Origin of the sequence: Pseudomonas paraversuta, assembly GCF_904067025.1 — a bacterium.
Lineage (GTDB): Bacteria > Pseudomonadota > Gammaproteobacteria > Pseudomonadales > Pseudomonadaceae > Aquipseudomonas > Aquipseudomonas paraversuta.
Genome location: NZ_CAJFDA010000001.1, coordinates 2,504,466 through 2,531,303, shown reverse-complemented (window position 1 = coordinate 2,531,303; position 26,838 = coordinate 2,504,466). Strand labels below are relative to the sequence as shown.

The window sequence follows — 26,838 nt, the reverse complement described above, 5'->3', positions numbered from 1 at the left end:
ACATGGATAGGCGCACAACCTTCACACTTTTTCACATACCACCTACACAGCTTCACAACGCCCCTTGCGTGCTGCCCTTAGCATGCAGGAGCACTTACAGAAATATCCCGCATATATAAGAAGGCACGATCGTTGAAAAAGCTCTTCGCCCCCCTCTGCCTCTCGGCACTGGCTCTGACCCTCAGTGCCTGTGATAAAAGCCCGGTCGCCGAGACCAAGGCTCCTTTGGCCAAAGTTCGCACCGAAGTCATTGCCACCGCGCCCCTGTCGATCAATAACGAACTCAGTGGCCGGGTGGTTGCCCCGCGCGTGGCGCAAGTCAGTGCCCGGGTCGCCGGAGTGGTATTGAAGCGGATGTATACCGAAGGCAGTGAAGTCAAACAGGGTGAGGTGCTGTTCCTGATTGATCCCGCTCCGTTCAAGGCAGATCTGGACAGCGCCCAGGCAGCCCTGAGCAAATCCAGAGCACTTGCCATGCAGGCCAAACTTCAGGATCAGCGTTACAGCGAGCTGGTTGAAAGTAACGCCATCAGTCGTCAGGACTATGACAATGCCCGGGCCCAGGCCCAGCAGGCCGATGCCGATGTGGCTGCCAATCAGGCCGCCGTGCGCCGCGCCCAGTTGAACCTGGGGTATGCCACTGTTACGGCGCCGATCTCCGGGCGCATTGGCCGGGCACTGGTGACTGAAGGCGCCCTGGTGGGCCAGGGCGAAGTCACCCCGCTGGCCCGTATTCAGCAACTGAACCCGATCCATGTCGACCTTACTCAGTCCACCCGCGACCTCGACAATCTGCGCGAGTCATTCCGCGCCGGCGAGTTGCAGCAGGTGGGCAAGAACCAGGCCCGGGCCACGCTGATCCGTGATAACGGCAACCTTTATCCGCTGCCCGGCAAGTTGCTGTTCACCGACGTGAGTGTTGATCCAAGTACCGGACAGATCATTTTGCGCAGCGAGTTCCCGAATCCGGATTACGATTTGCTGCCCGGCAGCTTTGTCCGTGTGCGCCTGGAGCAGGCGGTCAATAAAGAAGCCATCAGCGTGCCCCAGCGGGCGATTTTGCGAGACAGTGCCGGAGTTGCCCAAGTGTTGTTGCTGGATGCGGATAACCGCGTCAAACAGCAGCCGGTACAACTGGGCAGCGTTCAGAACGATCGCTGGATCGTCAATGCCGGCCTCAAGGCTGGTGACCGTATTGTGATTGAAGGTTTGCAGCATGCCCGTGCGGGTGAGCAAGTGCAGATCGACGATCCGAAACTCCCTCTCGCACACTCCACGGATCAGTGAGCATGCCGCAGTTCTTTATCGACCGCCCGGTCTTTGCCTGGGTCGTTGCGTTGTTTATCGTGCTGGCCGGGGCTTTGGCCATTCCGCAATTGCCGGTTGCCAAATACCCGGTGGTCGCCCCGCCACAGGTTGAGGTCTATGCGGTGTACCCCGGCGCATCGGCACAAACCCTGGACGAAAGCGTGGTCAGCCTGATCGAGCAGGAGCTCAACGGTACTGACGGCCTGCTGTATTTCGAATCCCAGAGCAGCCTGGGCAGCGCCAGTATCACCGCGACGTTCAAGCCCGGTACCGATCCGGAGATGGCGCAGGTCGATGTCCAGAACCGTCTCAAGACCGTTGAGTCGCGCCTGCCCCAGGCCGTGATTCAACAAGGCTTGCAGGTGGAGAAGATTTCCTCGGGCTTCCTGATGCTGGTAACCCTGACAGCCAGCAAGGACAGCAACCTCGACGAAGTTGCGCTCAGCGATTATCTGGCGCGCAACGTGATGAACGAAATCAAGCGCGTGGAGGGTGTCGGCAAGGCCCAGCTATATGGCGCCGAACGGGCGATGCGGATCTGGATCAACCCGCAGAAGCTGATCGGTTTCAACCTCACGACCACTGACGTGAACAACGCCATTGCCAGTCAGAATGCCCAGGTTGCCGCCGGCAGCATCGGCGACTTGCCAGGCAGCAAGACCCAGGAAATCACTGCCACGGTGCTGGTCAAGGGTCAGCTGTCAAGCCCGCAGGAGTTTGCCGATATTGTCCTGCGCGCCAACCCGGACGGCTCTACCGTGCGTATTGGCGATGTTGCACGGGTCGAGATCGGTAGCCAGGAGTATCAATACGGCACCCGCCTCAACGGCAAGTCGGCCAGTGCTTTCAGCGTGAAACTGGCGCCCGAGGCCAACGCCTTGAGTACCGGTAACCTGATCCGCGCCAAGATGGATGAACTGAGCCGCTATTTCCCGGCAGGCGTTGAATACTCCATTCCCTATGACACCACACCCTTCGTCAAGGTCTCGATCACCAAAGTGATCTACACCCTGGTCGAGGCCATGATCCTGGTGTTTGCGGTGATGTATCTGTTCCTGCAGAACATGCGCTACACCCTGATCCCGACCCTGGTGGTGCCGGTGGCCTTGATGGGCACCTTTGCCACCATGCTGGTGATGGGGTTCTCGATCAACGTGCTGACCATGTTCGGCATGGTGCTGGCCATCGGCATTCTGGTGGACGATGCGATTGTCGTGGTGGAAAACGTCGAGCGGATCATGGTCAGCGAGGGGCTGTCGCCGCGCGACGCCACCCGCAAGGCCATGACCCAGATCAGCGGTGCCATTATCGGCATCACCCTGGTGCTGGTGGCGGTGTTTATCCCCATGGCGTTCATGCCGGGCTCGGTGGGCATCATTTACCAGCAGTTCTCGGTGTCGATGGCCACTTCGATTCTGTTCTCGGCATTTTTGGCCCTGTCACTGACCCCGGCCCTGTGCGCGACCCTGCTCAAGCCGATCGCCAAGGGCGAGCACCATGCCAAGGGCGGGTTCTTTGGCTGGTTCAACCGCAAGTTCGAACACCTGTCACAGGGATACGAGCACTGGGTTGTGCACCTGATCAAGCGCAGTGGCCGCTATCTGTTGCTGTACGGCGCGCTGCTGGTGGTGCTGGTGGTGCTTTTTGCCCGCCTGCCCTCCTCGTTTTTGCCGGTTGAAGACCAGGGCTACATCATCACTGATATCCAGTTGCCGCCGGGTGCCAGCCAGAACCGCACAATCAAGGTGGCCGAGCAGATCGAGGCGCACAACGCCAACGAGCCCGGCATAGGCAACACCACGATGATTCTGGGCTTCAGCTTTTCCGGTAACGGGCAGAACGCGGCGCTGGCCTTTACCACCCTTGAAGACTGGTCTGAACGCGGCGCCAAGGACTCGGCTTCGGCCATCGCCGAACGGGCCAACGCCGTGTTTGGCGAACTCAAGGATGCAATAGCCTTCGCTATCCTGCCGCCGCCAGTCAGTGGTCTGGGGACCTCCAGCGGTTTTGAGTTCCGCCTGCAGGACCGTGGCAGCGTCGGCTATGACGCACTGATGCAGGCCCGTAGCGAATTTCTGGCTCTGGCCGAGAAGAGTCCGGTACTGGCCAACGTGCGCGAAAGCGCGCTGGCTGAAAGCCCGCAAGTGCAACTTGAAGTCGACCGCAAACGCGCCAATGCCCTGGGGGTCTCGTTCGCTGACATTGGCGACGTACTGTCGACAGCCGTGGGCTCGGCCTACGTCAATGATTTCCCGAACCAGGGGCGCATGCAGCGGGTTGTGGTGCAGGCAGAGGGTGATCAGCGCAGTCAGGTTGAAGACTTGCTGAAGATCAATGTGCGCAACAACCTGGGGAAAATGGTGCCGCTCTCGGCCTTTGTCGAAGCCCGCTGGATTCAGGGGCCGGCGCAACTGACGCGCTATAACGGCTACCCGGCCATCAGTATTTCCGGTGAGTCAGCCCCCGGGCGCAGTACCGGCGAGGCAATGATCGAGGTTCAGCGTCTGGTGGATCAGTTGCCTGCCGGGCTGGGCCTGGAGTGGACCGGTTTGTCCCTGCAGGAAAAGCTGTCCGGAGCCCAGGCCCCGATTTTGCTGGGCTTGTCGTTGCTGTTCGTGTTCCTGTGCCTGGCCGCCTTGTATGAAAGCTGGTCGATTCCGACTGTGGTCTTGCTGGTCGTACCCCTGGGTGTACTCGGGGCCGTATTGGCCGTGACGTTGCGCGGGATGCCCAATGACGTGTTCTTCAAGGTTGGCTTGATCACCATCATTGGCCTGTCGGCGAAAAACGCCATTCTGATCATCGAGTTTGCCAAGACCCTGTATGACGAAGGGCATGATCTGGTAGATGCCACGGTGCAAGCCGCACGCCTGCGCTTGCGGCCGATTGTGATGACCTCACTGGCCTTCGTTCTCGGGGTGGTGCCTCTGGCGATTGCCACCGGGGCCAGTTCGGCCAGTCAACAGGCCATCGGTACCGGGGTAATTGGCGGCATGATCGTCGCCACCCTGGCCGTGGTGTTTGTACCGGTGTTCTTTGTGGTGGTGATGAAACTGGTGAGAAGCAAGCCGCGCCAGCTGTAACAGGTTCTGCCCGTGGTAAGGTGCTGCATCAATTAGTAACAGGGATTGTCTTGTCGATGTCGCACCTTGCCCGCACTCACCCTCGCCTGACCGTTGCCACCTTGCTTGGGGTCGCGGTCGGCATCTTTGCTCCCGCTGCAACCCTGACGACCAAGTTCTTGCTGGGCTGGAATGTCTGTGTCTGGTTGTATCTGGGATTGACCCTGTGGCTGGTGATTCGCTCCGCAGCCAGCGACGTGAAAAGCACCGCCGAAGTCGAAGATGAAAATGCCAGCATGGTGTTGTTCACCGTTTGCATCGCCGCCATTGCCAGTCTGGCGGCCATCACCCTCGAGCTGTCAGGCAACAGCAAACTCGATCAATCCGAGCAACTGATGCACTACGGGTTTACCGGGCTGACGGTGGTGGGGTCGTGGCTGATGATCGGGGTGATTTTCAGCCTGCACTATGCGCGGCTGTTTTATAACAATGAGGGGCCGGAGCCGGCCTTGCGTTTTCCGGAGGGGGAGCTGAACCCGGATTACTGGGATTTTCTGTACTTCTCTTTCACCCTCAGCGTTGCGGTACAGACGTCCGACGTGTGCATCGCTACCCGTGAGATGCGCAAAGCCGTGCTGGTGCATTCGCTGTTAGGCTTTTTGTTCAACACTGCGGTACTGGGCTTCTCGATCAATATTGCGGCGGGATTGTTTTAAGTAACCGAACTGTTGGAGCCGGCCTGCGATGCAGTCCATGCGGTGTTACTGGTGAACCGCAGACTGCCATCGCTGGCAAGCCAGCCCCTACAGGATGGATGTTTAATCGGTGCTCAACACGCCACGGCGCACCTGGTCGCGTTCGATGGACTCAAACAACGCCTTGAAGTTGCCTTCGCCGAATCCGTCATCACCCTTGCGCTGGATGAACTCGAAGAACACCGGCCCCATCAGGGTTTCCGAGAAGATTTGCAGCAACAAGCGCTTGTCACCCGGCTCGGAAGAGCCATCCAGCAAAATGCCCCGCGACTGCAGCTGATCTACCGGTTCGCCGTGATCAGGCAGACGGCCTTCGAGCATTTCATAGTAGGTGTCGGGCGGCGCGGTCATGAAGCGCATGCCTATGCCCTTCAGTGCGTCCCAGGTCTTGATCAGGTCGTCACACAGGAAGGCCACATGCTGGATGCCTTCACCGTTGAACTGCATCAGGAACTCTTCGATCTGCCCTGCGCCTTTGGATGATTCTTCATTCAAAGGAATGCGGATCATGCCGTCCGGTGCGGTCATTGCCTTGGAGGTCAGGCCGGTGTATTCACCCTTGATATCGAAGTAGCGGATTTCACGGAAATTGAACAGCTTCTCGTAGAAGTTGGCCCAATAGGCCATGCGCCCGCGATAAACGTTGTGGGTCAGGTGGTCGATGATTTTCAGGCCGGCTCCCACCGGATGACGATCAACACCTTCAATGAACACGAAATCGATGTCGTAGATCGAGCTGCCTTCGCCGTAGCGATCAATCAAGTACAGTGGCGCGCCACCGATACCCTTGATTGCCGGCAGGTTCAGCTCCATGGGGCCGGTGGGAATTTCGATGGGTTGCGCACCCAGTTCCAGCGCCCGGGAAAATGCCTGTTGCGCATTGCGCACGCGGAAGGCCATACCGCACACCGAAGGACCGTGCTCTGCGGCAAAATAAGAAGCTACGCTATGGGGCTCATTGTTGAGGATCAGATTGATCTCGCCCTGGCGATACAGGTGCACGTCTTTGGAACGGTGGCTGGCCACCTTGGTGAAGCCCATAATTTGAAAAATGGGTTCGAGGGTGTTGGGTACCGGGGACGCGAATTCGATGAATTCAAAGCCCATCAGGCCCATTGGGTTTTCGTATAGATCGGCCATTTTGGCGCCTCATCATGGTCATTTTTAGAATTAACAGAAGGTTATTTGCTAAGAATGCTGAGGCTGACGGGAGGCGCGCACGAGATCCCGCGTACACTGCGAGCCAGGAAATCGCCGTAGATCAATTGGAACCCGAATATCTTCATTTCGACCCATCTCTTACGCGGAGGGGCTTCTGCTGGCAGAAGTCATTATTCTTGTATGCGTAAGCCGATTCTACATGGCGTAATCCGGTTTGTCTTACATCATGTTAACCAGCTGTCTTTAATCAGCCTTTACCCATAGCCCAGGATATGCAATGCCATTAACGCTGAAGTCGACCCGCAAATGGACTGATCGCTATGCGTTGGTTCTGCTCAGTGGATTGCTGCCCGTGGTACTCGGCATGTGTATTATTTTTTGGCAGGCCAATCGAGCCCTGGAGTTTGAGGCCACCCACACCGCGCAAGAAGCCATTCGCCAGTTTGACTTGATGCTCGACAATGCCGCACAGGCAGCCGATGTGATGCTGCCGATGGCGGGGCGCGATTGCGCCCAGGTGGAGCTGGCGTTGCGTGACCAGGTGACGCGCCGGCCTTTCGTGCGCGCGGTGAACATGGTGTGGGACAACCTGATTTATTGCACCTCCCTGTTCGGCCCCTTCAAAGAAATCGTAAACCCGGATGAATATGCCAAAGGCGAGCTCAAGCTGATGGCCGGCAATCCGGTAACGCCCAACGACCCGTTGCTGGTCTACAGGCGCGAGGAAGGCAAAGCAGGGGTGCTGGTCAGCCTGTATGGCGCACATCTGGTCAATGTTTTGGGCTTGATCAATCAGTACACGCAATTACTGATTCAAGTGGGCAGTGATTCGATCGATAAGTATGGCCAGGTGCGTGATGCTCCGGCCGAGCCTTTTCCGGTGGCACAAGTCAGTGTCGCCTCCACCCAGTACCCCTACCAGGTTGTTGCGGGATTCGGCCCCGGAACGGTCGGGCGTTTTGTATGGGCGCGATACACCGGACTGATGGGCTTGTTTGTATTTTTGGGGCTGGTGTCTGCTTTAACGGTGCACTGGTTAAATAAGCGCTCGTCTTCACCCACCCATGAATTGCAGCGGGGTCTGGACGCGGCAGAGTTTATTCCTTACTTCCAGCCGGTCGTACGCAGCGATACTAAGCAATGGGCCGGAGCCGAAGTGTTGATGCGCTGGCAGCATCCCAGAGAAGGACTGGTACGTCCTGACTTGTTTATTCCGTTTGCCGAACACTCGAGCCTCATAGTGCCAATGACCCGCTCGCTGATGCAGCAAACTGCCCGGCTACTGGCGCCCCATGCCTCCAGCATGGAGCCCGGCTTCCATATAGGCTTCAATATCGCGGCCAGCCATTGTCAAAACCTTGAACTAATTGATGATTGCCGCGAGTTCCTGGACGCTTTCCCGGCAGGGCAAATCACCCTGGTTCTGGAACTGACCGAACGCGAGTTGATTGTGCCCACTGCAATCACCCATCAATTATTCTCGGCACTCCATAGCCTGGGCGTGATGATTGCCCTTGATGATTTTGGCACCGGCCATTCGAGCCTGAGTTACTTGCATGAGTTCAACATTGATTACTTGAAAATCGATCAAAGTTTTGTCGCAATGATCGGCGTGGACGCCCTGTCCAGACACATTCTCGACAGTATTATCGAGCTCAGTGCAAAACTGGACCTGGGAATAGTCGCCGAAGGGATTGAAACACAAGAACAAAGCGACTATCTGGCGTCTAAAGGGGTGGTGTTTTTACAAGGTTATCTGTTCGCCCGCCCCTTGCCCGCCCCTGACTTCATCAAATCTTTAGTGGCGCGCCCTGCACCGACGCAATAAATACTTGCCTCTATGAACCTGCCCCCTTCGGGGCAAAGTCTTTTGTTAATTGTGCAGGTTCATGGCTTGGCAGTGTGACAATTAACAACTACAATTTTTTCGATTGTTTAAAGGTTGTCACGTTATTTAAAAAGGTCATGGACGGTGTTCAGGTGTTCAAGGTACTGGACCCGGCCCCTGCCCCATGCACTTCAATCATCATTAAAACACTCCGGCTCTCCAAGGCCGGACCAGTGAATGGAGTAATGACTTTGTCCAGACTCGCTGAATTTCGCGCTGCTGAGAAAGCACTTAAAGAGCAGATCGCCCAGCTCGAAGCATTGAAAAATAACGCCGGACTTAAAAGAGAAATTGAGTTCGAGCAAAAACTCAAAGACTTGATGAAGTTCTATGGCAAGAACCTTCGGGACATTATTGCCATTCTTGACCCCGGCACGGTTGCCCCCAGGTCCGGTGCCGCCCCCAAACAACGCAAGGCCCGCGTACTTAAGGTTTATCAAAACCCGCATACCGGTGAACTTATCGAAACTAAAGGCGGCAACCACCATGGCTTGAAGGCATGGAAAGAACAATACGGTGCCAGCACCGTGGATTCATGGTTGCGTCATTAAAGTCTGCGCCCAATAAAAAGCCCTGCCCATGCAGGGCTTTTTATTGGGCGGCAATATCACGGGAGCCAGATGTACAGAATGATACAAGTCAATAATTCAAGACAGTCCCGTGCCCATCTCTGGCGCCGACCGCCGCTTTACCAGGCATGGCAGCCATGAAAGCTCCGGGGCGGACAGACAGTCTTCAAATAACAGGTCCTTTCACAGATTTTTCACACCAATGGTCACAGGATGGGGGCTGCTAAAGGACTAGCGCCCCATGCCCGCTTCGGCGGGCTTCTTTTTGCCCGGAATTTGCCAAGACCCGCCGCGCTGATGCCTGCCCTGGCTGAAAACGGGTTTGGCGCAAGCCACCGGATTCCGTATCATTCGCCCATCACGCTCACCGTAGCGACCGATCACCACGTATCACTTTCGGAGGGTTCATGAGCCTGCAAGACCTGAACAACATCCCTGGCGTCACTGGCGAACCAGACAGCGCTACCCAGAACTTTGTCTTCAACCACACCATGCTCCGCGTCAAGGACATCCATAAGTCCCTGGATTTCTATACCCGGGTGCTGGGCTTCTCGCTGGTTGAAAAGCGCGACTTCCCGGAAGCCGAATTCAGCCTGTATTTCCTGGCGCTGGTTGATAAGGCACAGATCCCGGCTGACGATGCCGCCCGTACCCTGTGGATGAAGTCGATTCCCGGCATTCTGGAACTGACCCACAACCACGGCTCGGAAACCGACGACAGCGTTGTCTACCACAACGGCAACACTGACCCGCGCGGCTTTGGCCACATTTGCATCTCGGTGCCGGACATCGTTGCCGCCTGCGAACGCTTCGAGGCGCTGGGTGTGGACTTCCAGAAGCGCCTGACTGACGGGCGCATGAAGTCGCTGGCATTTATCAAAGACCCGGACGGCTACTGGGTCGAGATTATCCAGCCGCAACCGATGTAAACCGGATGCAAAAAAAAACCCATGATCGCTCATGGGTTTTTTTGTTTCAGCCGGTTATTCCGAGCGGATCAGGTGATCAAAAGCACTCAGCGAAGCTTTGGCGCCCTCGCCCACCGCAATCACGATCTGCTTGTATGGCACGGTAGTGACGTCGCCGGCGGCAAAGATGCCGGGGATGCTGGTTTCACCACGGGCATCAACCACGATCTCGCCGCGAGGTGAAAGCTCGATCGTACCTTTAAGCCAGTCAGTGTTCGGCAGCAAGCCGATCTGGACAAAAATCCCTTCCAGCTCGACGTGGTGCAACTCGTCTGTGGCCCGATCCTTGTAACGCAGACCATTGACCTTCTGACCGTCGCCTGTGACTTCGGTGGTCAGGGCATTGGTAATCACGGTTACGTTCGGCAAGCTGTTGAGCTTGCGCTGCAACACCGCATCGGCCCGCAGTTTGGTATCGAACTCAAGCAGGGTGACGTGAGAAACGATACCCGCCAGGTCGATTGCCGCTTCAACACCCGAGTTGCCACCGCCGATAACTGCAACGCGCTTGCCTTTGAACAGCGGGCCGTCACAGTGCGGGCAGTAAGCGACGCCACGGCTGCGGTATTCCTGCTCGCCGGGTACATTCATCTCTCTCCAGCGGGCACCGGTTGCCAGAATCACGGTCTTGGCTTTCAGCGAGGCACCACTGGCAAATTTCACCTCATGCAACTCGCCCGCCTTGCCCGGCAGCAGCTTGTCGGCACGCTGCAGGTTCATGATGTCGACGTCGTATTGCTTGACGTGCTCTTCAAGGGCGGTGGCCAGTTTTGGCCCTTCAGTTTCCTGCACCGAGATAAAGTTCTCGATGGCCATGGTATCCAGCACCTGGCCGCCAAAGCGTTCAGCGGCGACGCCGGTACGAATGCCTTTACGTGCCGCATAAATGGCAGCCGCTGCGCCGGCCGGACCACCACCTATGACCAGCACATCAAACGCCTCTTTGGCGCTGATTTTTTCGGCCTGACGCTCGATGGCGCCGGTGTCCAGCTTGCCGAGAATTTCTTCCAGACCCATACGGCCCTGGCCGAAGTTCACGCCGTTCAAGTAAACACTGGGAACGGCCATCACCTGACGTTCGGTGACTTCGTCCTGGAACAGCGCGCCGTCAATCGCCACGTGGCGAATGTTCGGGTTCAATACAGCCATCAGGTTCAGCGCCTGCACCACATCCGGACAGTTCTGGCATGACAGCGAGAAATAAGTCTCGAAGTTGAACTCGCCCTTGAGGGCGCGGATCTGTTCAATCACTTCAGGACTGGCTTTCGATGGGTGGCCGCCGACTTGCAGCAAGGCCAGCACCAGCGAAGTAAATTCGTGGCCCATTGGGATGCCTGCGAAACGCAGGCTGATATCGCCGCCCGGGCGGTTCAACGAAAACGAAGGCTTGCGCGCATCGGTACCGTTGTCCAGCAAGGTAATCATGCTGGAAAGGCTGGCGATTTCTTTCAACAAGTCATGCATTTCACGGGATTTCGCACCGTCGTCGAGGGAAGCAACGATCTCGATCGGCTGGGTAACCCGCTCCAGGTATGACTTCAACTGTGCTTTTAGATTGGCGTCCAACATACGGGCGATCTCCTTTGACCTTTAATGCTGTGTAAAAAAAACGCCCGAGCGAATGTCGCCCGGGCGTTTTGAGGGCGATGCTGCGTGCAACTCAGGTGCGGGTCACCGCCCTTGGCTGGCTCACAGGCTTAGATCTTGCCGACCAGGTCGAGCGATGGAGCGAGGGTGGATTCACCTTCTTTCCATTTAGCCGGGCAAACTTCACCCGGGTGAGCAGCAACGTACTGGGCTGCCTTGATTTTGCGCAGCAGCTCGGAAGCGTCACGACCAACGCCGCCATCGTTCAGCTCGACGATTTTGATCTGACCTTCAGGGTTGATCACGAAAGTACCGCGGTCAGCCAGGCCTGCTTCTTCGATCAGTACGTCGAAGTTGCGGGAGATGGTCAGCGTAGGGTCGCCGATCATGGTGTACTGGATTTTGCCGATGGCTGGCGAAGTGTTGTGCCAGGCAGCGTGAGCAAAGTGGGTGTCAGTGGACACGCTGTAGATTTCCACGCCGAGTTTTTTGAACTCTTCGTAGTTGTCAGCCAGGTCTTCCAGTTCGGTCGGGCAAACAAAAGTGAAGTCGGCCGGGTAGAAGAAAACGACAGACCACTTGCCTTTCAGGTCAGCGTCCGACACTTCCACGAAGCTGCCGTTTTTGTATGCAGTAGCTTTGAACGGTTTTACATGGCTGTTGATGATAGGCATCGTTGTCTCTCCGTCAGGGTTGAAAAGTTGATGGGGTGAATCCTAACAACTCATTTCGTATCTGGCTCATTGGCAAAGCTGATGCTGACGATTGGTTTTAGCTATCAGGTGAGCCTATAGATAGTAGAAAACCAAATAGGGGCCACCTTGCGCCATTTCAACCCTCGTCACACATCGATAACTTTTTGCGCGGTAATGCTCATCCCCGTAAACGGGGTCGCTTCAACATAGCGCATGGCAGACTTTACGTCCTTCCAGCCGACGTAATTCATCAGCGACTTCAAATCCCAGCCACTTTGATGGGCCCATGTTGCAAAACCGCGACGCAGCGAGTGGCTGGTGTATTGCTCTGCAGCAATACCCGCGCGTTCCAGGGCCTGGCGCAGCAGCGCAATTACGCTGTTGGCGTGCAACCCCTCCTCCCCCAGGTTGCCCCAGCGGTCTATGCCACGAAACACCGGGCCGCGGACCAGCGCCGAGGTATTGAGCCACTCAATGTAGGCCCGCACCGGGCATAACCGCAGCAAGGCCGGGGTCTGAAAGGTCTTGCCCAGATTGTCGCGGTCACTTTTGCTGCGCGGCAGGTACAGGGTGATACCGGAACCTGGCACCGCTTGCACATGCTCGATCTGCAAGCGGCACAGCTCGTCACTGCGAAACCCGCGCCAGAACCCCAGCAGAATCAGGGCCGCATCCCGTCGTGCTCGCAGCAGTGCAGGCTGATCGGCATTGGCTTGCGCCGCCCGGGCCTCACTTTCGAGCCAGTCGACCACCTGCTCCAGGTGCTGCAATTGCAACGGCTCAGCCTGCTTCTCCTGTACCGGGTGCAAGGCCCTGATGCCCTTGAACACTTTGCGCACCACCGGCGCCTTGGTCGGGTCGGCAAACCCCTGGCTGTTATGCCACTGGGCAATGGCCGACAGGCGCAACTTGAGCGTGTTGATTGAGAGCTGGCCGGCGTGAGCCACCAGGTAGCGGGCCACGCTGTCACTGGTGGCAGGCAGGAACCCGCCCCAGGTGACTTCGAAGTGTTCGATGGCTGCCCGATAACTGCGGCGGGTGTTATCGCGGGTCGCGGCGTTTAAGTAGCGATCCAGCTCGCTCATGGGCAGTTCTCTTGATTGGCGTACTGAAAACGGGCCTTAAAAGCAGTTCCAAGGCTCTAACACGGGATAATACCAGTATATCCCGCCTCTTGAATCTTAAATAAAGACAAAATTTAATCGATAATATAGTATGTAATTACATGATACATACCACAGTACATAATCGTAGGAGAAGACCATGGCCCGTGGCGGCGTAAACAAGGCGGTGGTGCAAATTGCACGCACGGCAATCCTGGCCCGTGGCGAACACCCGAGCATTGATGCAGTACGTATCGAGATGGGAAATACCGGGTCGAAAACCACTATCCACCGCTATCTGAAAGAGCTGGAGGAGGTCGATTCACGCCGGGGCGCGCCACAGGAACAGCTCGGAGACGAACTGGCGGAGCTGGTCGCCCGCCTCGCCCAGCGCCTGCAAGAGCAAGCCCAGGAGCCGATCGATCGGGCCCGGGCACACTACGAACAACTCCAGGCAACGCTGCAAGAGCAGCTCGACCAGGCACAACAGACGCAAACCCGGCTCCAGCAGCAACTTGAGATCCAGGGCAATGCACTGAGCCAGGAAACGGCAAATCTTGAGTCCACACGCTCCATGCTGCAGACCGAGCAAACCCGCAACGCTGCGCTGAATCAGGCTTGCAGCGACTTTGAGCTGCGCCTCAAAGATCGCGATGAGCAAATTCGCTCGCTGGAAGACAAACACCTGCATGCCCGCGAAGCACTTGAGCACTACCGCAGCGCCGTCAAAGAGCAGCGCGAGCAGGATCAGCGCCGCCACGAAGGACAGGTTCAGCAGATTCAGATGGAACTGCGCCAGGCACAACAAAGTGCACTGGTACGCCAGGATGAGATCACCCAGCTGCATCGCGACAACGAGCGCGTATTGAGCGAAAGCCGCGCACTGGGCAAGGAACTGAATCAGTCCAACGACCAGCAACACAAATTGAGCAACCTCAATGGCCAGCTCAGCAGCCAGTTAACTCAGCTGGAAAACGAGCGCACCCTGCTCCAGGAACGCTTGCGGGTTGCACTTGAGGACAGCGAAGGCTTGCAACAAGCGCAAAGCAAGGCGCAGGAAGCCAGCACGGCATTGACCCTGCGGGCACTAAAAGCCGAAGCAGCACTTGAAAGCCTGAAAGCGCAGAAAGACGACACACCCGAACAAACAGCCGACTAGAAACCCGTACTCGCTGACGAGGGACGAAGCTGCGATAAGGTGCGAAGGACCGTGCACGACGCCCGAGAGCCGTGCACAAGGCCTTCTCGGCCTTGGGCCTCGCCAGCGATTACCCGGGTCAAGTCTTTGTTCAGCTAGCGTTCAGCAAATGCAATCGATTCCTGTTTGTAAATGAGTATCAAAATGTTACAAATTGCCACCCTGGCCAATTCGTGACGCGGTACTCATCCCATGCTGGTTCCATTTCTGATCATGCTGCGCGAAGGAATCGAGGCCGCTCTTATAGTCGGCATCATTGCCAGTTACCTCAAACAAACGGGGCGCGGACAGTGGATGCCCGCCGTGTGGACCGGAGTCTTCCTTGCTGTCGCTCTGTCCCTGCTGGTGGGCGGCGGCCTGGAGCTGATGAGTGCAGAGTTCCCGCAGAAACAGCAGGAGCTCTTCGAAGGGATTGTCGGTCTGATCGCCGTCGGCATTCTCAGTTCGATGGTGTTCTGGATGCGCAAAGTGGCGCGCTCCATCAAGCACTCTCTTCACACCTCCCTGGATCACGCCCTCGCGGGGTCAAAACATCAAGTCACGGCACTGATTGCCATGGTGTTCTTTGCGGTTGCCCGCGAAGGACTCGAAACCGTGTTCTTTCTGCTCGCCGTGTTTCAGCAGAGCGAAGGCCCCGCAGCACCGCTGGGCGCCCTGCTCGGTCTGGTCCTCGCCATTTTCGTCGGTTTCGCCATTTATAGCGGCAGCATGCGCTTGAATCTGGGCCTGTTCTTCCGCTGGACCGGACTGTTCATTCTGCTGGTTGCCGCAGGCATTCTGGCCAACTCGGTACAGGCCCTGCACGAAGCCGGCTTGTGGAACCACCTGCAAGGCGTGGTGTTTGATATCAGCGCCGCACTGCCAATGGATGGACCGGCGGGTTCTGTGCTGGCCGGCATGTTCGGGTATCAGGATGCGCCCACAGTGAGCGTGCTTGGCGCCTATGTGATTTACCTGCTGCTGACGCTGGCGATGTTCTTTCGCCCTGCCGCCAGCCCCAAAAACGCCCCCGTTTCTTCAGTGACAAACCCATAAGGTCCTGCATGCCTACCCCTGCAAGCGTTACACCCCCTCGCGCCATGCGCTGGGCGGTGGCCGGCTCGGTGATCGTGATGATCGCGGCCGGCGCTTTGTTCTATTACGCCTCGCAGCTGGCTGCGGCCAAACGCAAGGCTCACAGCTCTGAAATCACCGTGACCATTCACCCCCACAGTTGCGAGCCCGACTCGCTGTCGGTACCCGCAGGCGTCAATAGCTTTCGCATAGTCAACGCCTCCGAGCGGGCTGTGGAGTGGGAAATTCTGGATGGCGTACTGGTGGTCGAGGAGCGTGAAAACATCGCTCCCGGCCTTAGTCAGGTGATCAATGCCACACTGGCACCCGGGGATTACGCCATCACCTGCGGCTTGCTCAGCAACCCGCGCGGCACCTTGCACGTCACGCCTACTGCCCAATCCCAAGCCAGCGCCAAAGCGCGACCGTCCCTGGTGGCATTTATCGGTCCGCTGTCTGAGTTCCGGGTCTATCTGAACAGCCAGGGCAACGCTTTGATCGCGGCGGTGGATGCCTTGTCGCAAGCCATTGCCACGGGCGACCTCGCACAGGCCCGGGCGCTTTACCTGCCCGCCCGCGAGGCTTATCAGCGACTGGCCCCGGCAGCGCAACGCCTGGCCGAACTGGACAACGCCATCAACGCCCGCGCGGACTACTTCGAAAAACGTGAACAGGACCCCGGCTTCGGCGGCTTCCACCGCATCGAGTACGGGCTGTTTTCCCAGAGCAGCACCCAGGGCCTGGGTGTCTTTGCCCAGCAACTGCATGCCAATGCGGTGTTGCTCAAGCAGCAGTTGCTGGCCCAGTCACTGCCTCCCGGGCAATTAGTCAGCATTGTCGCCCGGACCCTGCATAACCTGGCCGATACCCGCGCCGGTAGCGGCGAAGAAGAGCGTTACAGTCATATCGACCTCAGTGGTTTTGCCGCCAACCTGCAGACCACACGCAAGGTCGTTGATCTGTTGCGTCCTTTACTGGCCAAGAACAATGCCGAGCTCCTGCAGCGTATCGATACTGCCAGTACCGCGCTCGAGGCTGAGCTCAACAGCCTCAAAACACCCCAGGGTTACATCACTTACGACACCGTGAGCGACCTGCGGCGTCAAGCTATCAGTAACAAGGCCAAGGCTCTGGCCGATGCACTCGATGGAATCGATCCCGCCCTTGGCCTTTGAGGCCTGTAATTGCAGACGAGATGCACATGAGCGACTCAGAAAACAGTCTTGATCCATTCAATCTGCAGCGCCGTCGTGTGCTGCTGGGCATGGGAGTCGCCGGGGCGGCACTGGCAGGCGGCGCTTTGAGCTGCCCGGCCATGGCCGCCAGTGGCGGGCAAAACGTTCAGGTGACCCAGGCCCCGAGCAGCGATAAAACCCGGGACCGGCATGATTATTACGGCCAGCATCAAAACGGTATTCTCACCCCGCGCCCCGCAGCGGGCATGCTGGTGGCTTTTGATGTGCTGGCCAGCGACCGGCAAGACCTGGAACGCCTGTTTCGCACCCTCAATCAACGCATTGCGTTCCTGGTCAAGGGCGGCCCGGCCCCTCATGCCGACCCAAGGCTGCCGCCTCCTGACTCAGGGATTCTCGGCCCGCAGGTGACACCGGACAACCTGACGGTGACGGTCTCGGTGGGGGCGTCGCTGTTCGATGAGCGCTTTGGCCTGGCGACCGCCAAGCCCAAGCGCTTGAGCCGCATGCAAGGTTTCCCCAACGATGCGCTCGAGCCTGCACAGTGCCATGGCGATTTGAGCCTGCAGTTTTGCGCCAACACTGCGGACACCAATATTCACGCCCTGCGCGACATTGTGAAAAACCTGCCGGATTTGTTGCTGGTGCGCTGGAAGCAGGAAGGTACAGTGCCGCCACAAGCGCCGACCAAGCCCGGCGAGCCGGCGCAAAGCGCGCGCAACTTTCTGGGCTTTCGCGATGGCTCGGCCAACCCGGACTCCACCGACAACAGCCTGATGAACAGCATTGTCTGGGTCGGGCCCGAAACTGACGAACCGCACTGGGCGGTCAACGGCAGTTACCAGGCGGTACGCATCATCCGCAACTTCGTGGAGCGCTGGGACCGCACACCGCTGCAAGAGCAGCAAAGTATTTTCGGTCGCAACAAAGCCAGTGGCGCCCCCATGGATGGCGCCCATGAAACCGATGTCCCGGACTACAGCAACGATCCCGATGGCAAAGTGACCAGGCTTGATGCACACATCCGCCTGGCCAACCCGCGCACGGCACAAACCCGCAACAGCCTGATACTGCGTCGACCGTTCAACTACTCCAACGGGGTTAACAAAAACGGCCAGCTGGACATGGGACTGCTGTTCATCTGCTACCAGAGCGATCTGGAACAAGGCTTTATCGCGGTGCAAACCAGACTCAATGGCGAACCCCTGGAGGAATACCTCAAGCCGGTCGGCGGCGGTTACTTCTTCACGCTGCCCGGGGTGCGCGACGAGCAGGATTTCATTGGGCGTTCCTTGCTCAATGCCGCCGCACCTGTTGCCAACGCCTGACCCAATCATCTGAACCCAACCGGAAAAGTCCCATGAAGAAGACGCCATTCGCACTGCTCATCACACTTGGCTTGCTCCATACCCCGCTCTCGGCCCTGGCAGCGACTGCACCGCTGGATCTGGTGGGCCCGGTCTCGGACTACAAGATTTACGTCACCGAGCAGCTGGATCTACTGGCCGACAATACGCAGCAATTTACCGATGCGGTAAAAAAGGGTGATTTGGCCGCAGCCAAAAAGCTCTACGCTCCGACTCGCGTCCATTACGAGTCCATTGAGCCTATTGCCGAACTGTTCAGCGACCTGGACGCGTCGATCGACTCCCGGGTCGACGATCATGAACAAGGGGTAAAAGCCCCGGACTTCACCGGTTTTCACCGCATCGAATACAGCCTGTTTTCCGAGAACAGCACCCAGGGCCTGAATGTACTGGCAGACGGGCTGAACAAAGACGTCCAGGACCTGCAAAAGCGTGTCGCCGGGCTGACGTTCCCGCCTGAGAAAGTTGTCGGCGGTGCCGCTTCGCTGATGGAAGAAGTGGCTGCTACCAAGATTTCCGGCGAAGAAGACCGCTACAGCCACACCGATCTGTACGACTTCCAGGGGAACGTTGACGGTGCGAAAAAAATCTTCGACCTGTTTCGCAGCCAGATCCAGCAGAGCGACCAGGCGTTTGCAGCCAAGGTGGACAAGAACTTCGCCACTGTTGACAGGATTCTGGCCAAATACCGTACCCAGGACGGCGGCTTTGAAACCTATGACAAGGTCAAGGACAACGACCGCAAGGCGTTGATTGGCCCCGTCAACACCCTGGCCGAAGACTTGTCGACCTTGCGTGGCAAGCTCGGCCTGAACTAATAGGCTGTTTGTATGCGCCAACCGATGTGACTCGCATCACATGCCCGCAGGTTGGCGCATTAATTACTGAATATTTAAATGTGCCCTATCCCGACCTGCATCACTGTTTTATTAGCGCAACAAGCGCTAAAAGATAATGCGTTACTGAAAAGCCTCTAAACGCTGGATGTTTGGACGCGAGAAATGCTTTCCTGAATAACAGCTGTCTAGCCCTTAAAAGCATGGGACCTTGATCGAACTTTCATAGGTTTTTCACAACTCTGCGTTTAACGTATGCTCATTCCTGCGACGGAAGTACGCAAAAGTCTGCAACAAAATCATGCAGATATCGTAGTCCGATGACTTTACCTTTAGACGTAATAGTCTTTACTCCACGTGCACGCGAGCCTTGGCCTGCGCGCAAGTAGATCGACTTTTACCGAGTCGTCTTGTGCCATTGAAACTGACTGGAACGAATAATTTGAAACCCTACCCTATCCAGTGCGTGTCGATCGTCATACCGGTCTACAACGAAGAGCAGAGTCTTCCTGAGCTATTGCGCCGTACTGAAGCAGCCTGTGCACAGTTGACGCAGGCCTATGAAATCGTTCTGGTCGATGACGGCAGCCGGGATCAATCGGCGCAAATCCTCGAGGACGCGGCTGCACGCGAAGGCAGCCCGGTAGTTGCGGTAATTCTCAATCGTAACTATGGGCAACATGCTGCGATCATGGCGGGCTTCGAGCATTCCAAAGGCGATGTTGTCATCACTCTGGACGCCGACCTGCAAAATCCGCCGGAAGAAATCCCGCGCCTGGTCGCCCAGGCAGCCCTGGGCTACGACGTGGTCGGCACAGTGCGCAACAATCGGCAGGACTCCGCCTGGCGCCGCTGGCCGTCACGGCTGATCAACCTGGCCGTGCAACGCTCGACAGGTGTTGCCATGAGCGATTACGGCTGCATGCTGCGCTGCTATCGCCGCTCCATCGTTGAGGCCATGCTCGCCTGTCGCGAACGCAGTACGTTTATCCCGATTCTCGCCAACAGTTTTGCCCGGCACACCACTGAAGTGCTGGTCGAACATGCCGAGCGCGAACACGGTGATTCCAAGTACAGCCCCATGCGCCTGATCAACCTGATGTTCGACCTGATCACCTGCATGACCACCACACCTTTGCGTCTGCTGAGCATCATCGGTTTCAGCATGGCGGTACTGGGCGTGCTCTTCGCCATTGCCTTGATCATGCTGCGTCTGATCTTCGGCGCCTCATGGGCCGGACACGGCACCTTCGTACTGTTTGCGGTGCTGTTCGTGTTTACCGGCGGCCAATTTATCGGCATGGGGCTACTGGGCGAATACCTGGGCCGCATGTACAGCGATGTGCGGGCCCGGCCACGGTTTTTCATTGAAAAAATCGTTCGCGCCGAACCTGCAACTTCTACCGTTTCAACTTGCACCCCGACTTCTTCAACTTCGACACAGGTTCAATCATGAGTTTGAAAGCCGTTGTTTTCGCCTATCACGATATTGGCTGCACAGGCATTGAAGCCTTGCTCAATGCAGGCTACGAAATTGCTGCTGTGTTTACCCATGCCGATGACCCGAAAGAAAATAACTTTTATGGTTCGGTCGCTCAGCTGTGTGCCCGCAAAGGCATTCCGGTACATGCACCGGAAGACGCCAACCATCCGCTGTGGATCGAACGTATCCGCAAGCTGAACGCCGACTACATTTTCTCGTTTTACTACCGCAACCTGTTGGGCGAAGAGTTGCTGGCCAGCGTCAGCCAGGGTGCTTTCAACCTGCACGGCTCGTTGCTCCCGCGCTACCGCGGCCGCGCTCCGGCGAACTGGGTACTGGTCAAGGGCGAAACCGAAACCGGCGTGACCCTGCACCGTATGGTCAAACGAGCCGACGCAGGCGACATTCTGGCGCAACAACGGATCAGCATCGAACGCACCGACACCGCACTGACCCTGCACGGAAAATTGCGCGAAACCGCTGCCCAGTTGCTGGCCGAAGCCCTGCCGCTGCTGCCCCAGGGCAAGCTCAAGGAAACCCCGCAAGACGAATCCAAAGCCACCTACTTTGGTCGTCGCACACCAGCTGATGGCCTGCTGCAGTGGGCACGCCCTGCAGAAGAGCTGTTCAATCTGGTTCGGGCTGTTACTCAACCTTATCCGGGGGCCTTCTGTGCAGTGGGCGAGCACAAACTGATCGTCTGGGGCGCCGAAGTGGTTGCCGGTAACCAGGGCCACGCACCGGGCCAGGTCATCAGTTGCGATCCGCTGCGCATCGCATGTGGTCAGGACTCTCTGGTAGTGACTGCCGGTCAGCGCAATGAAAACGGCCTGTACCTGAGCGGCCCGCAACTGGCCCGGGAACTGGGTCTGGTAGAAGGTTCGCGTCTGCGCGGTAGCGAGTCGGGTCGCAAGGCCCGCCGTACCCGCGTCCTGATCCTGGGGGTTAACGGCTTTATCGGTAACCACCTGTCCGAGCGCCTGCTGCAGGACGACCAGTACGAAGTTTACGGTCTGGATATCGGTTCTGACGCCATTGAGCGTCTGCGCAGCCACCCGAACTTCCACTTTGTGGAAGGTGATATCAGCATCCACACTGAGTGGATCGAGTACCACATCAAAAAATGCGACGTGGTTCTGCCGCTGGTGGCCATCGCCACGCCAATCGAATACACCCGCAACCCGTTGCGTGTATTCGAACTGGACTTCGAGGAAAACCTCAAGCTGGTGCGCTACTGCGTCAAATACAACAAGCGTGTGATCTTCCCGTCCACGTCCGAAGTGTATGGCATGTGCCAGGACAAGAACTTCGACGAAGACACGTCCAACCTGATTGTTGGCCCGATCAACAAACAGCGCTGGATCTACTCGGTCTCCAAGCAACTGCTGGACCGCGTGATCTGGGCCTACGGCCAGAAAGGCCTGAAGTTCACCCTGTTCCGTCCATTTAACTGGATGGGCCCGCGTCTCGACCGTCTGGACTCGGCACGGGTTGGCAGCTCGCGCGCTATCACTCAGCTGATCCTGCACCTCGTGGAAGGCACCCCGATTCGTCTGGTAGACGGCGGCGAACAAAAACGCTGCTTCACCGACGTGGCCGATGGTATCGAAGCTCTGGCGCGCATCATCGACAACAAAGGCGGCAAGTGCGACGGCCAGATCATCAACATTGGCAACCCGGAAAACGAAGCCAGTATCCGTGAACTGGGTGAAGAGTTGCTGCGTCAGTTCGAAGCGCATCCGCTGCGTGACAACTTCCCGCCATTTGCCGGTTTCCGCGATGTTGAAAGCCAGTCGTTCTACGGCACCGGCTATCAGGACGTGAGCCACCGCAAGCCAAGCGTCGAGAACGCCCGTCGCCTGATCGACTGGACCCCGACGACCGAACTCAGCGAAACCATTGGCAAGACCCTGGATTTCTTCCTGCGTGAAGCCATGGTTGAAATCGCGGAAAAACGCTAATGCAAGCTGGACTGCGCATAGATGTCGATACCTACCGTGGAACCCGAGAAGGGGTTCCGCGGTTGCTCGAACTGCTCGATGAAGCCCAGATCAAGGCCACGTTTTTTTTCAGCGTGGGGCCTGACAATATGGGCCGCCATTTATGGCGGCTGATCAAGCCCCAGTTTTTCTGGAAGATGATGCGTTCCAAGGCCGCCAGCCTCTATGGCTGGGATATTTTGCTGGCCGGCACTGCCTGGCCAGGAAAGCCCATCGGCAAGGATCTGGGGCATTTAATGCGCCAGACCCTGGCTGCGGGCCATGAGGTCGGCTTGCATGCCTGGGATCACCATGGCTGGCAAGCCAACACCGGGCGCTGGAGCGAGGCGCAACTGATCGAGCAGATCCGGCGCGGCGTCGACACCTTGAGCGACATTACCGGCCAGGCGGTCGAATGTTCGGCCGCCGCCGGCTGGCGTGCAGACGAGCGCGTAGTCCAGGCCAAGGAAACCTTTGGCTTTCGTTACAACAGTGATTGCCGCGGGCACAGTCTGTTTCGGCCAAGGTTGGCCGACGGCAGCCTGGGCGCGCCGCAAATCCCTGTGGATCTACCCACTTTCGATGAAGTGGTCGGGCCAGAGCTGAGTGCCGCCGACTTCAATTCATACATTCTTGATCGCTTCAGCCCACAAAAGCTGAATGCGTACACTATCCACGCTGAAGTAGAAGGGATTCTGATGGCTAACGACTTCCGTCAATTACTGGCGCAGGCCCGTACCCGTGACATTCATTTCCAGCCCTTGCGGGATTTGCTGCCCGCCGATCCCGACAGTATTGCAGCCGGACAATTGAGCCGGGGCGTACTGGACGGGCGTGAAGGCTGGCTGGGAGTGCAGAAACCATGACTCAGCGCTGGACGATACCGCTTCTGGTTCTGGCTTTTATCGCGTTTTATCTGTTGCCGCTGGGCACCCACGGTTTGTGGATCCCGGACGAAACACGCTACGCGCAAATCGGCCAGCAAATTCTGGTCGACGGCAACTGGATCACCCCGCACTTCATGGACTTGCGTTACTTCGAGAAGCCGATTGCCGGCTACTGGATGATCGCCATAGGCCAGGCCATTTTTGGCGAAAACCTGTTCGGCGTGCGCATAGCCTCCGCCGTTGCCACCGGCCTCAGTGTGTTTCTGGCCTATGTCGTGGCCCGCCGTTTGTGGAATGACCCGCGCAAGAGCTTTGCCTGCGCCCTGGTCTACATGACATTCGGCCTGATCGCCGGCCAGGCGGGTTACTCGAACCTCGACCCGCAGTTCACTCTGTGGGTTAACTTGAGTCTGGTCGCGTTGTGGTTTGCGGTTGACAGCAGCACCCGGCGCGATCGCCTGATCAGTTGGGCTGTACTGGGTTTTGCCTGTGGCATGGGCTTTATGACCAAAGGCTTTCTGGCCCTGCTGTTGCCGGTGTTGATTGCCCTGCCCTACATGATCTGGCAAAAGCGCTTTGTCGAGCTGGTCAAATACGGTCTGGTGGCCATGCTGGTTGCGGCCCTTGTATCGCTGCCCTGGGTCCTCGCCGTTCACGCCCAGGAGCCTGACTACTGGCGCTTCTTCTTTTGGCACGAGCATATTCGCCGTTTTGCCGGTGACGATGCCCAGCACGGGCGCCCGTGGTGGTTCTATCTGCCGCTGCTGGTGGTTTCCAGCCTGCCCTGGGCAGCCCTGTTGCCCGTTACGTTCAAGGATGCGTGGCAGAACAAGCGCCATGCCAGCGTAGTTTTCGTGTCGCTATGGTTTCTGCTGCCGCTGGCCTTGTTCAGTCTGAGCAAAGGCAAGTTACCGACCTACATCATGCCCTGCATGTTGCCGCTGGCTCTGTTGCTTGGCCACGGGATGATCCAGCGGGTAGAACAGGCCAAAACCGGTGCCTTGCGCTTTAACGGCCTGGTCAACTTGCTGGTGGGCAGTGCGGGACTGGCGGCCCTGATCTACTTCCAGATCAAGAAACCGTTCTATGACAACGAGCCGCAACACATGGCGTTGCTGGTCGGCGTGCTGCTGACGTGGATCGTCACCGGCCTGCTGACACTTTCCCGGCCGCTGAAGATGTGGGCGGCGCCTGCCCTGGCTATGGGGGTTCTGGTGCTTGCGTTACCAGCCAGCATGCCCAGCAGCGTTGTGCACAACAAAATGCCCGATCAGTTCATTCTTGAGCATGTCCAGGAGCTGTCCCAGGCCAAAACCTTGCTCAGCAACGATCTGGGGGCAGCCTCTGCCTTGTCCTGGCGCCTGCGCCGCCCCGATGTGACGCTGTACAACACCCAGGGTGAAGTCAAATACGGCCTGACCTATGACGATGCCAAAGGCAAAAGCATTGCGTTGGCCGACATTGGCCCGTGGATGACTGAAGCGCGACGCCAGGGTCCGGTGGGCGTGGTAATGCGGGTCAAGGACAGCGATGAAAGCCATGAAATGGACATGCTGCCTGAAGATGGCCAGCGTTATGACGACGGCAACATGGTGATTCTGATCTTCCCGCAGAGCGCCCAATGACATTTGCACTTCTGTTGCTGGCCTGCCTGCTGACCTGCGCAGGCCAGATTGCCCAAAAATACGCAGTCGAAAGCTGGCGCGGCCCCGAGTCCGGGGTTGCGCAAAAGCTGCAATCGCCCTGGCTGTGGCTGGCACTGCTGTGCCTGGGCTTCGGTTTGCTGGTATGGCTGCTGGTACTGCAACGGCTTGAAGTCGGGGTTGCCTACCCGATGCTCAGCCTGAATTTTGTGCTGATCACCCTGGTAGCCCGCTATCTGTTCAAAGAACACATCGATCGGCGTCACTGGATAGGTGTAGGGCTGGTAATTGCCGGTGTGGTCCTGTTAGGACAGCACACATGAGCCTGCGCCGTGGATTTGTCTTTGCCTCGGCCAGCGTATTGCTGGTCAGTACGGCCCAGCTGGGCATGCGCTGGAGCATGACCCGCCTGCCGGAACCTGCTCAATGGCTGAGCGCGATCAGTCAGGGGGAGGTATCAGTGCCGGCGCTGGGTGTGGTTTTTGCGGCCATCATGGCCTACGCGCTATCGATGCTCTGCTGGCTGCTGGCCCTGCGGGACTTGCCCCTGGGCCGCGCCTATTCGCTGCTAAGCATCAGTTACGCCCTGGTGTACCTGCTGGCCGCCAGCCTGCCGGTGTTCCATGAAAGCTTCACCCTTTCGAAAACCCTTGGTGTGACCTTGGTCATTCTGGGGGTACTAACGATCAACTCTCGACGTACCCCAAGTTCCAGGAACTGCGCATGAAAATCAGTGTATTTGGTAGTGGTTATGTAGGCCTGGTGCAGGCGACGGTATTGGCGGAAGTCGGCCACGATGTGATCTGCATGGACATCGACCAGAAGAAGGTCGAACTGCTGCAACAAGGTCATGTCAGTATTTTTGAACCGGGACTCTCCAGCCTCGTGCGGGATAACCTTGAAAGCAAGCGCCTGCGATTTACCAGCGATGAGAAACTCGCGGTTGAGCACGGCCAGGTGCTGTTTATCGCCGTGGGCACCCCGCCCAGCGAAGACGGTTCGGCAGACCTGGGCGCAGTATTCTCGGTCGGAGACGCAGTCGCCCGCCATCGCGTTGAACCGTTGATCCTGGTAGAAAAATCCACCGTTCCAGTAGGCACCGGCGACGCCCTGACGATCCATATCAATAAAGCGCTGAGCCAGACCGGGCGCTCGTTGCAATTCGACGTCGTGTCCAACCCCGAATTCCTCAAGGAAGGCTCGGCAGTGACTGACTGCCGCCGTCCGGATCGCATCATCATCGGCTGCGCCCGAGAAGAAGTGCGCGAAGTGATGCGCGACCTTTACGCCCCGTTCAACCGCAACCATGACCGTATTATTTTCATGGACCTGCGCAGCGCCGAGCTGACCAAATACGCCGCCAACTGCATGCTCGCCACCAAGATCAGCTTTATCAACCAGATTGCCGAACTGGCAGAGCACCTGGGGGCCGACATTGAAGCAGTACGCCTGGGCATCGGTGCCGATACCCGCATCGGCTACCACTTTATTTACCCTGGCTGCGGCTATGGCGGCTCGTGCTTCCCCAAAGACATGCGCGCGCTGATCCACAGCGCCCAGCAAGTCAATTGCTCCAGCGACCTGCTGCAGGCGGTTGAAGCCATCAACGAACGCCAGAAGCACAAGCTGTTCGATCGCATCAATGGGTTCTTCAAAGGTGATCTGAAAGGTAAAACCTTCGCCCTGTGGGGCCTGGCGTTCAAACCCAATACCGACGACATGCGCGATGCACCGAGCCGCGTATTGATGCAGGCACTGTGGGATGCCGGCGCCGACGTTCGCGCATTCGACCCTGAAGCCATGCAGGAAACCCAGCGTTTGTACGGTGACGAACCGCGCCTGAGCCTGATGGGGACTCCGGAATCGACCCTCAACGGAGCCGACGCACTGATCGTGTGTACCGAGTGGCAACAATTCAAGGCGCCGGACTTTGATCTGATCAAGGCCCGCCTCAAAACCCCGGTGATCTTCGACGGACGCAACCTGTATGACGGCGAGCGTCTGGCGCGTGCAGGGTTGCAGTACTACCCGATGGGGCGTGGCGAGTCCTGCAACTTGCCAGTGTCCCAAGGTTCAACGACCGTTTGATGAAATGACAGCGCC

General features: G+C 57.7%; 22 protein-coding genes. 18 read left to right on the top strand and 4 right to left on the bottom strand.

Annotation, left to right across the window (positions count from 1 at the left end; translation table 11 throughout):
- Positions 1-132 precede the first annotated feature (132 nt).
- From JQ848_RS11575 to JQ848_RS11565, 3 genes are read left to right on the top strand one after another with little or no spacing between them, the layout of a single operon-like run.
- The gene (locus JQ848_RS11575; RefSeq protein ID WP_202210713.1) at positions 133-1,287 is read left to right on the top strand and encodes an efflux RND transporter periplasmic adaptor subunit; all 1,155 of its coding nucleotides are present in this window, start codon (positions 133-135) and stop codon (positions 1,285-1,287) included.
- A gap of 2 nt (positions 1,288-1,289) precedes the next feature.
- Positions 1,290-4,391: an efflux RND transporter permease subunit gene (locus tag JQ848_RS11570; RefSeq protein WP_202210712.1), complete on the top strand. Its 3,102-nt coding sequence runs from the start codon at positions 1,290-1,292 to the stop codon at positions 4,389-4,391.
- 56 nt (positions 4,392-4,447) lie between these two features.
- Positions 4,448-5,086: a DUF1345 domain-containing protein gene (locus JQ848_RS11565; protein ID WP_003445443.1), complete on the top strand. Its 639-nt coding sequence runs from the start codon at positions 4,448-4,450 to the stop codon at positions 5,084-5,086.
- A 102-nt stretch (positions 5,087-5,188) separates the two neighbouring features.
- On the opposite strand, the gene hppD is transcribed toward JQ848_RS11565, so the two are convergent.
- Positions 5,189-6,265, bottom strand: a complete 1,077-nt coding sequence (hppD, locus tag JQ848_RS11560; RefSeq protein ID WP_003445442.1) for a 4-hydroxyphenylpyruvate dioxygenase — start codon at positions 6,263-6,265, stop codon at positions 5,189-5,191.
- 298 nt (positions 6,266-6,563) lie between these two features.
- Here hppD and JQ848_RS11555 point away from each other — a divergent pair, with 298 nt between their 5' ends.
- The 3 genes from JQ848_RS11555 to gloA all read left to right on the top strand — a co-directional run bounded on the left by JQ848_RS11555 (position 6,564) and on the right by gloA (position 9,672).
- On the top strand, positions 6,564-8,114 hold the full coding sequence (locus tag JQ848_RS11555; protein ID WP_003445441.1) for an EAL domain-containing protein: 1,551 nt from the start codon (positions 6,564-6,566) through the stop codon (positions 8,112-8,114).
- A 251-nt stretch (positions 8,115-8,365) separates the two neighbouring features.
- Positions 8,366-8,725 carry a histone-like nucleoid-structuring protein, MvaT/MvaU family gene (locus tag JQ848_RS11550; RefSeq protein WP_003445439.1) on the top strand — a complete coding sequence of 120 codons (360 nt, stop codon included), beginning with the start codon at positions 8,366-8,368 and terminating at the stop codon, positions 8,723-8,725.
- A 425-nt stretch (positions 8,726-9,150) separates the two neighbouring features.
- The gene (gene gloA, locus JQ848_RS11545; RefSeq protein ID WP_003445437.1) at positions 9,151-9,672 is read left to right on the top strand and encodes a lactoylglutathione lyase; all 522 of its coding nucleotides are present in this window, start codon (positions 9,151-9,153) and stop codon (positions 9,670-9,672) included.
- A gap of 54 nt (positions 9,673-9,726) precedes the next feature.
- Here the strand turns inward: gloA and ahpF are convergent, their stop codons facing one another.
- The 3 genes from ahpF to JQ848_RS11530 form a co-directional block, all read right to left on the bottom strand.
- Entirely contained in the window at positions 9,727-11,280 is a 1,554-nt protein-coding gene (gene ahpF / locus JQ848_RS11540) for an alkyl hydroperoxide reductase subunit F (protein WP_003445435.1), read from the bottom strand.
- A gap of 128 nt (positions 11,281-11,408) precedes the next feature.
- Entirely contained in the window at positions 11,409-11,972 is a 564-nt protein-coding gene (ahpC, locus tag JQ848_RS11535) for an alkyl hydroperoxide reductase subunit C (protein ID WP_003445433.1), read from the bottom strand.
- A 167-nt stretch (positions 11,973-12,139) separates the two neighbouring features.
- Positions 12,140-13,078 carry a site-specific integrase gene (locus JQ848_RS11530; protein ID WP_003445420.1) on the bottom strand — a complete coding sequence of 313 codons (939 nt, stop codon included), beginning with the start codon at positions 13,076-13,078 and terminating at the stop codon, positions 12,140-12,142.
- Positions 13,079-13,256: 178 nt separating this feature from the next.
- On the opposite strand from JQ848_RS11530, the gene JQ848_RS11525 reads away from it, so the two are divergent.
- The 12 genes from JQ848_RS11525 to JQ848_RS11470 all read left to right on the top strand — a co-directional run bounded on the left by JQ848_RS11525 (position 13,257) and on the right by JQ848_RS11470 (position 26,823).
- On the top strand, positions 13,257-14,255 hold the full coding sequence (locus JQ848_RS11525) for a DNA-binding protein (protein WP_127195420.1): 999 nt from the start codon (positions 13,257-13,259) through the stop codon (positions 14,253-14,255).
- A 231-nt stretch (positions 14,256-14,486) separates the two neighbouring features.
- Positions 14,487-15,329: an iron uptake transporter permease EfeU gene (gene efeU / locus JQ848_RS11520; protein WP_003445418.1), complete on the top strand. Its 843-nt coding sequence runs from the start codon at positions 14,487-14,489 to the stop codon at positions 15,327-15,329.
- Between the two features lie 8 nt (positions 15,330-15,337).
- On the top strand, positions 15,338-16,522 hold the full coding sequence (gene efeO / locus JQ848_RS11515; RefSeq protein WP_202210711.1) for an iron uptake system protein EfeO: 1,185 nt from the start codon (positions 15,338-15,340) through the stop codon (positions 16,520-16,522).
- Between the two features lie 26 nt (positions 16,523-16,548).
- Entirely contained in the window at positions 16,549-17,868 is a 1,320-nt protein-coding gene (gene efeB / locus JQ848_RS11510) for an iron uptake transporter deferrochelatase/peroxidase subunit (RefSeq protein WP_202210710.1), read from the top strand.
- A 32-nt stretch (positions 17,869-17,900) separates the two neighbouring features.
- A complete protein-coding gene (gene efeO, locus JQ848_RS11505) occupies positions 17,901-18,725 on the top strand; it encodes an iron uptake system protein EfeO (RefSeq protein ID WP_202210709.1) in 825 nt (274 codons plus the stop codon).
- Between the two features lie 460 nt (positions 18,726-19,185).
- Positions 19,186-20,199 (top strand): undecaprenyl-phosphate 4-deoxy-4-formamido-L-arabinose transferase, encoded by a 1,014-nt coding sequence (gene arnC, locus JQ848_RS11500; RefSeq protein WP_003445413.1) that lies wholly within the window; start codon positions 19,186-19,188, stop codon positions 20,197-20,199.
- Positions 20,196-22,187, top strand: coding sequence for a bifunctional UDP-4-amino-4-deoxy-L-arabinose formyltransferase/UDP-glucuronic acid oxidase ArnA (gene arnA / locus JQ848_RS11495; RefSeq protein ID WP_029612633.1), 1,992 nt, complete (start codon positions 20,196-20,198; stop codon positions 22,185-22,187). The genes arnC and arnA overlap by 4 nt, the downstream gene beginning before the upstream one ends.
- The gene (arnD, locus tag JQ848_RS11490; RefSeq protein ID WP_003445409.1) at positions 22,187-23,071 is read left to right on the top strand and encodes a 4-deoxy-4-formamido-L-arabinose-phosphoundecaprenol deformylase; all 885 of its coding nucleotides are present in this window, start codon (positions 22,187-22,189) and stop codon (positions 23,069-23,071) included. The genes arnA and arnD overlap by 1 nt, the downstream gene beginning before the upstream one ends.
- On the top strand, positions 23,068-24,717 hold the full coding sequence (arnT, locus tag JQ848_RS11485; protein ID WP_010656535.1) for a lipid IV(A) 4-amino-4-deoxy-L-arabinosyltransferase: 1,650 nt from the start codon (positions 23,068-23,070) through the stop codon (positions 24,715-24,717). Before arnD ends, arnT begins: the two co-directional genes overlap by 4 nt.
- Positions 24,714-25,058, top strand: a complete 345-nt coding sequence (arnE, locus tag JQ848_RS11480; protein ID WP_003445404.1) for a 4-amino-4-deoxy-L-arabinose-phosphoundecaprenol flippase subunit ArnE — start codon at positions 24,714-24,716, stop codon at positions 25,056-25,058. Before arnT ends, arnE begins: the two co-directional genes overlap by 4 nt.
- Positions 25,055-25,462 carry a 4-amino-4-deoxy-L-arabinose-phosphoundecaprenol flippase subunit ArnF gene (gene arnF / locus JQ848_RS11475; RefSeq protein ID WP_003445402.1) on the top strand — a complete coding sequence of 136 codons (408 nt, stop codon included), beginning with the start codon at positions 25,055-25,057 and terminating at the stop codon, positions 25,460-25,462. Before arnE ends, arnF begins: the two co-directional genes overlap by 4 nt.
- Positions 25,459-26,823, top strand: a complete 1,365-nt coding sequence (locus tag JQ848_RS11470) for a UDP-glucose dehydrogenase family protein (RefSeq protein WP_003445400.1) — start codon at positions 25,459-25,461, stop codon at positions 26,821-26,823. The genes arnF and JQ848_RS11470 overlap by 4 nt, the downstream gene beginning before the upstream one ends.
- The last annotated feature ends 15 nt before the right edge of the window (positions 26,824-26,838 follow it).

Coding starts and splice junctions, on each gene's coding strand:
- JQ848_RS11570 (WP_202210712.1), top strand. CDS start 1,290: ATGCCGCAGTTCTTTATCGACCGCCCGGTCTTTGCCTGGGTCGTTGCG.
- JQ848_RS11565 (WP_003445443.1), top strand. CDS start 4,448: ATGTCGCACCTTGCCCGCACTCACCCTCGCCTGACCGTTGCCACCTTG.
- hppD (WP_003445442.1), bottom strand. CDS start 6,265: ATGGCCGATCTATACGAAAACCCAATGGGCCTGATGGGCTTTGAATTC.
- JQ848_RS11555 (WP_003445441.1), top strand. CDS start 6,564: ATGCCATTAACGCTGAAGTCGACCCGCAAATGGACTGATCGCTATGCG.
- gloA (WP_003445437.1), top strand. CDS start 9,151: ATGAGCCTGCAAGACCTGAACAACATCCCTGGCGTCACTGGCGAACCA.
- ahpF (WP_003445435.1), bottom strand. CDS start 11,280: ATGTTGGACGCCAATCTAAAAGCACAGTTGAAGTCATACCTGGAGCGG.
- ahpC (WP_003445433.1), bottom strand. CDS start 11,972: ATGCCTATCATCAACAGCCATGTAAAACCGTTCAAAGCTACTGCATAC.
- JQ848_RS11530 (WP_003445420.1), bottom strand. CDS start 13,078: ATGAGCGAGCTGGATCGCTACTTAAACGCCGCGACCCGCGATAACACC.
- JQ848_RS11525 (WP_127195420.1), top strand. CDS start 13,257: ATGGCCCGTGGCGGCGTAAACAAGGCGGTGGTGCAAATTGCACGCACG.
- efeU (WP_003445418.1), top strand. CDS start 14,487: ATGCTGGTTCCATTTCTGATCATGCTGCGCGAAGGAATCGAGGCCGCT.
- efeO (WP_202210711.1), top strand. CDS start 15,338: ATGCCTACCCCTGCAAGCGTTACACCCCCTCGCGCCATGCGCTGGGCG.
- efeB (WP_202210710.1), top strand. CDS start 16,549: ATGAGCGACTCAGAAAACAGTCTTGATCCATTCAATCTGCAGCGCCGT.
- efeO (WP_202210709.1), top strand. CDS start 17,901: ATGAAGAAGACGCCATTCGCACTGCTCATCACACTTGGCTTGCTCCAT.
- arnA (WP_029612633.1), top strand. CDS start 20,196: ATGAGTTTGAAAGCCGTTGTTTTCGCCTATCACGATATTGGCTGCACA.
- arnD (WP_003445409.1), top strand. CDS start 22,187: ATGCAAGCTGGACTGCGCATAGATGTCGATACCTACCGTGGAACCCGA.
- arnT (WP_010656535.1), top strand. CDS start 23,068: ATGACTCAGCGCTGGACGATACCGCTTCTGGTTCTGGCTTTTATCGCG.
- arnE (WP_003445404.1), top strand. CDS start 24,714: ATGACATTTGCACTTCTGTTGCTGGCCTGCCTGCTGACCTGCGCAGGC.
- arnF (WP_003445402.1), top strand. CDS start 25,055: ATGAGCCTGCGCCGTGGATTTGTCTTTGCCTCGGCCAGCGTATTGCTG.
- JQ848_RS11470 (WP_003445400.1), top strand. CDS start 25,459: ATGAAAATCAGTGTATTTGGTAGTGGTTATGTAGGCCTGGTGCAGGCG.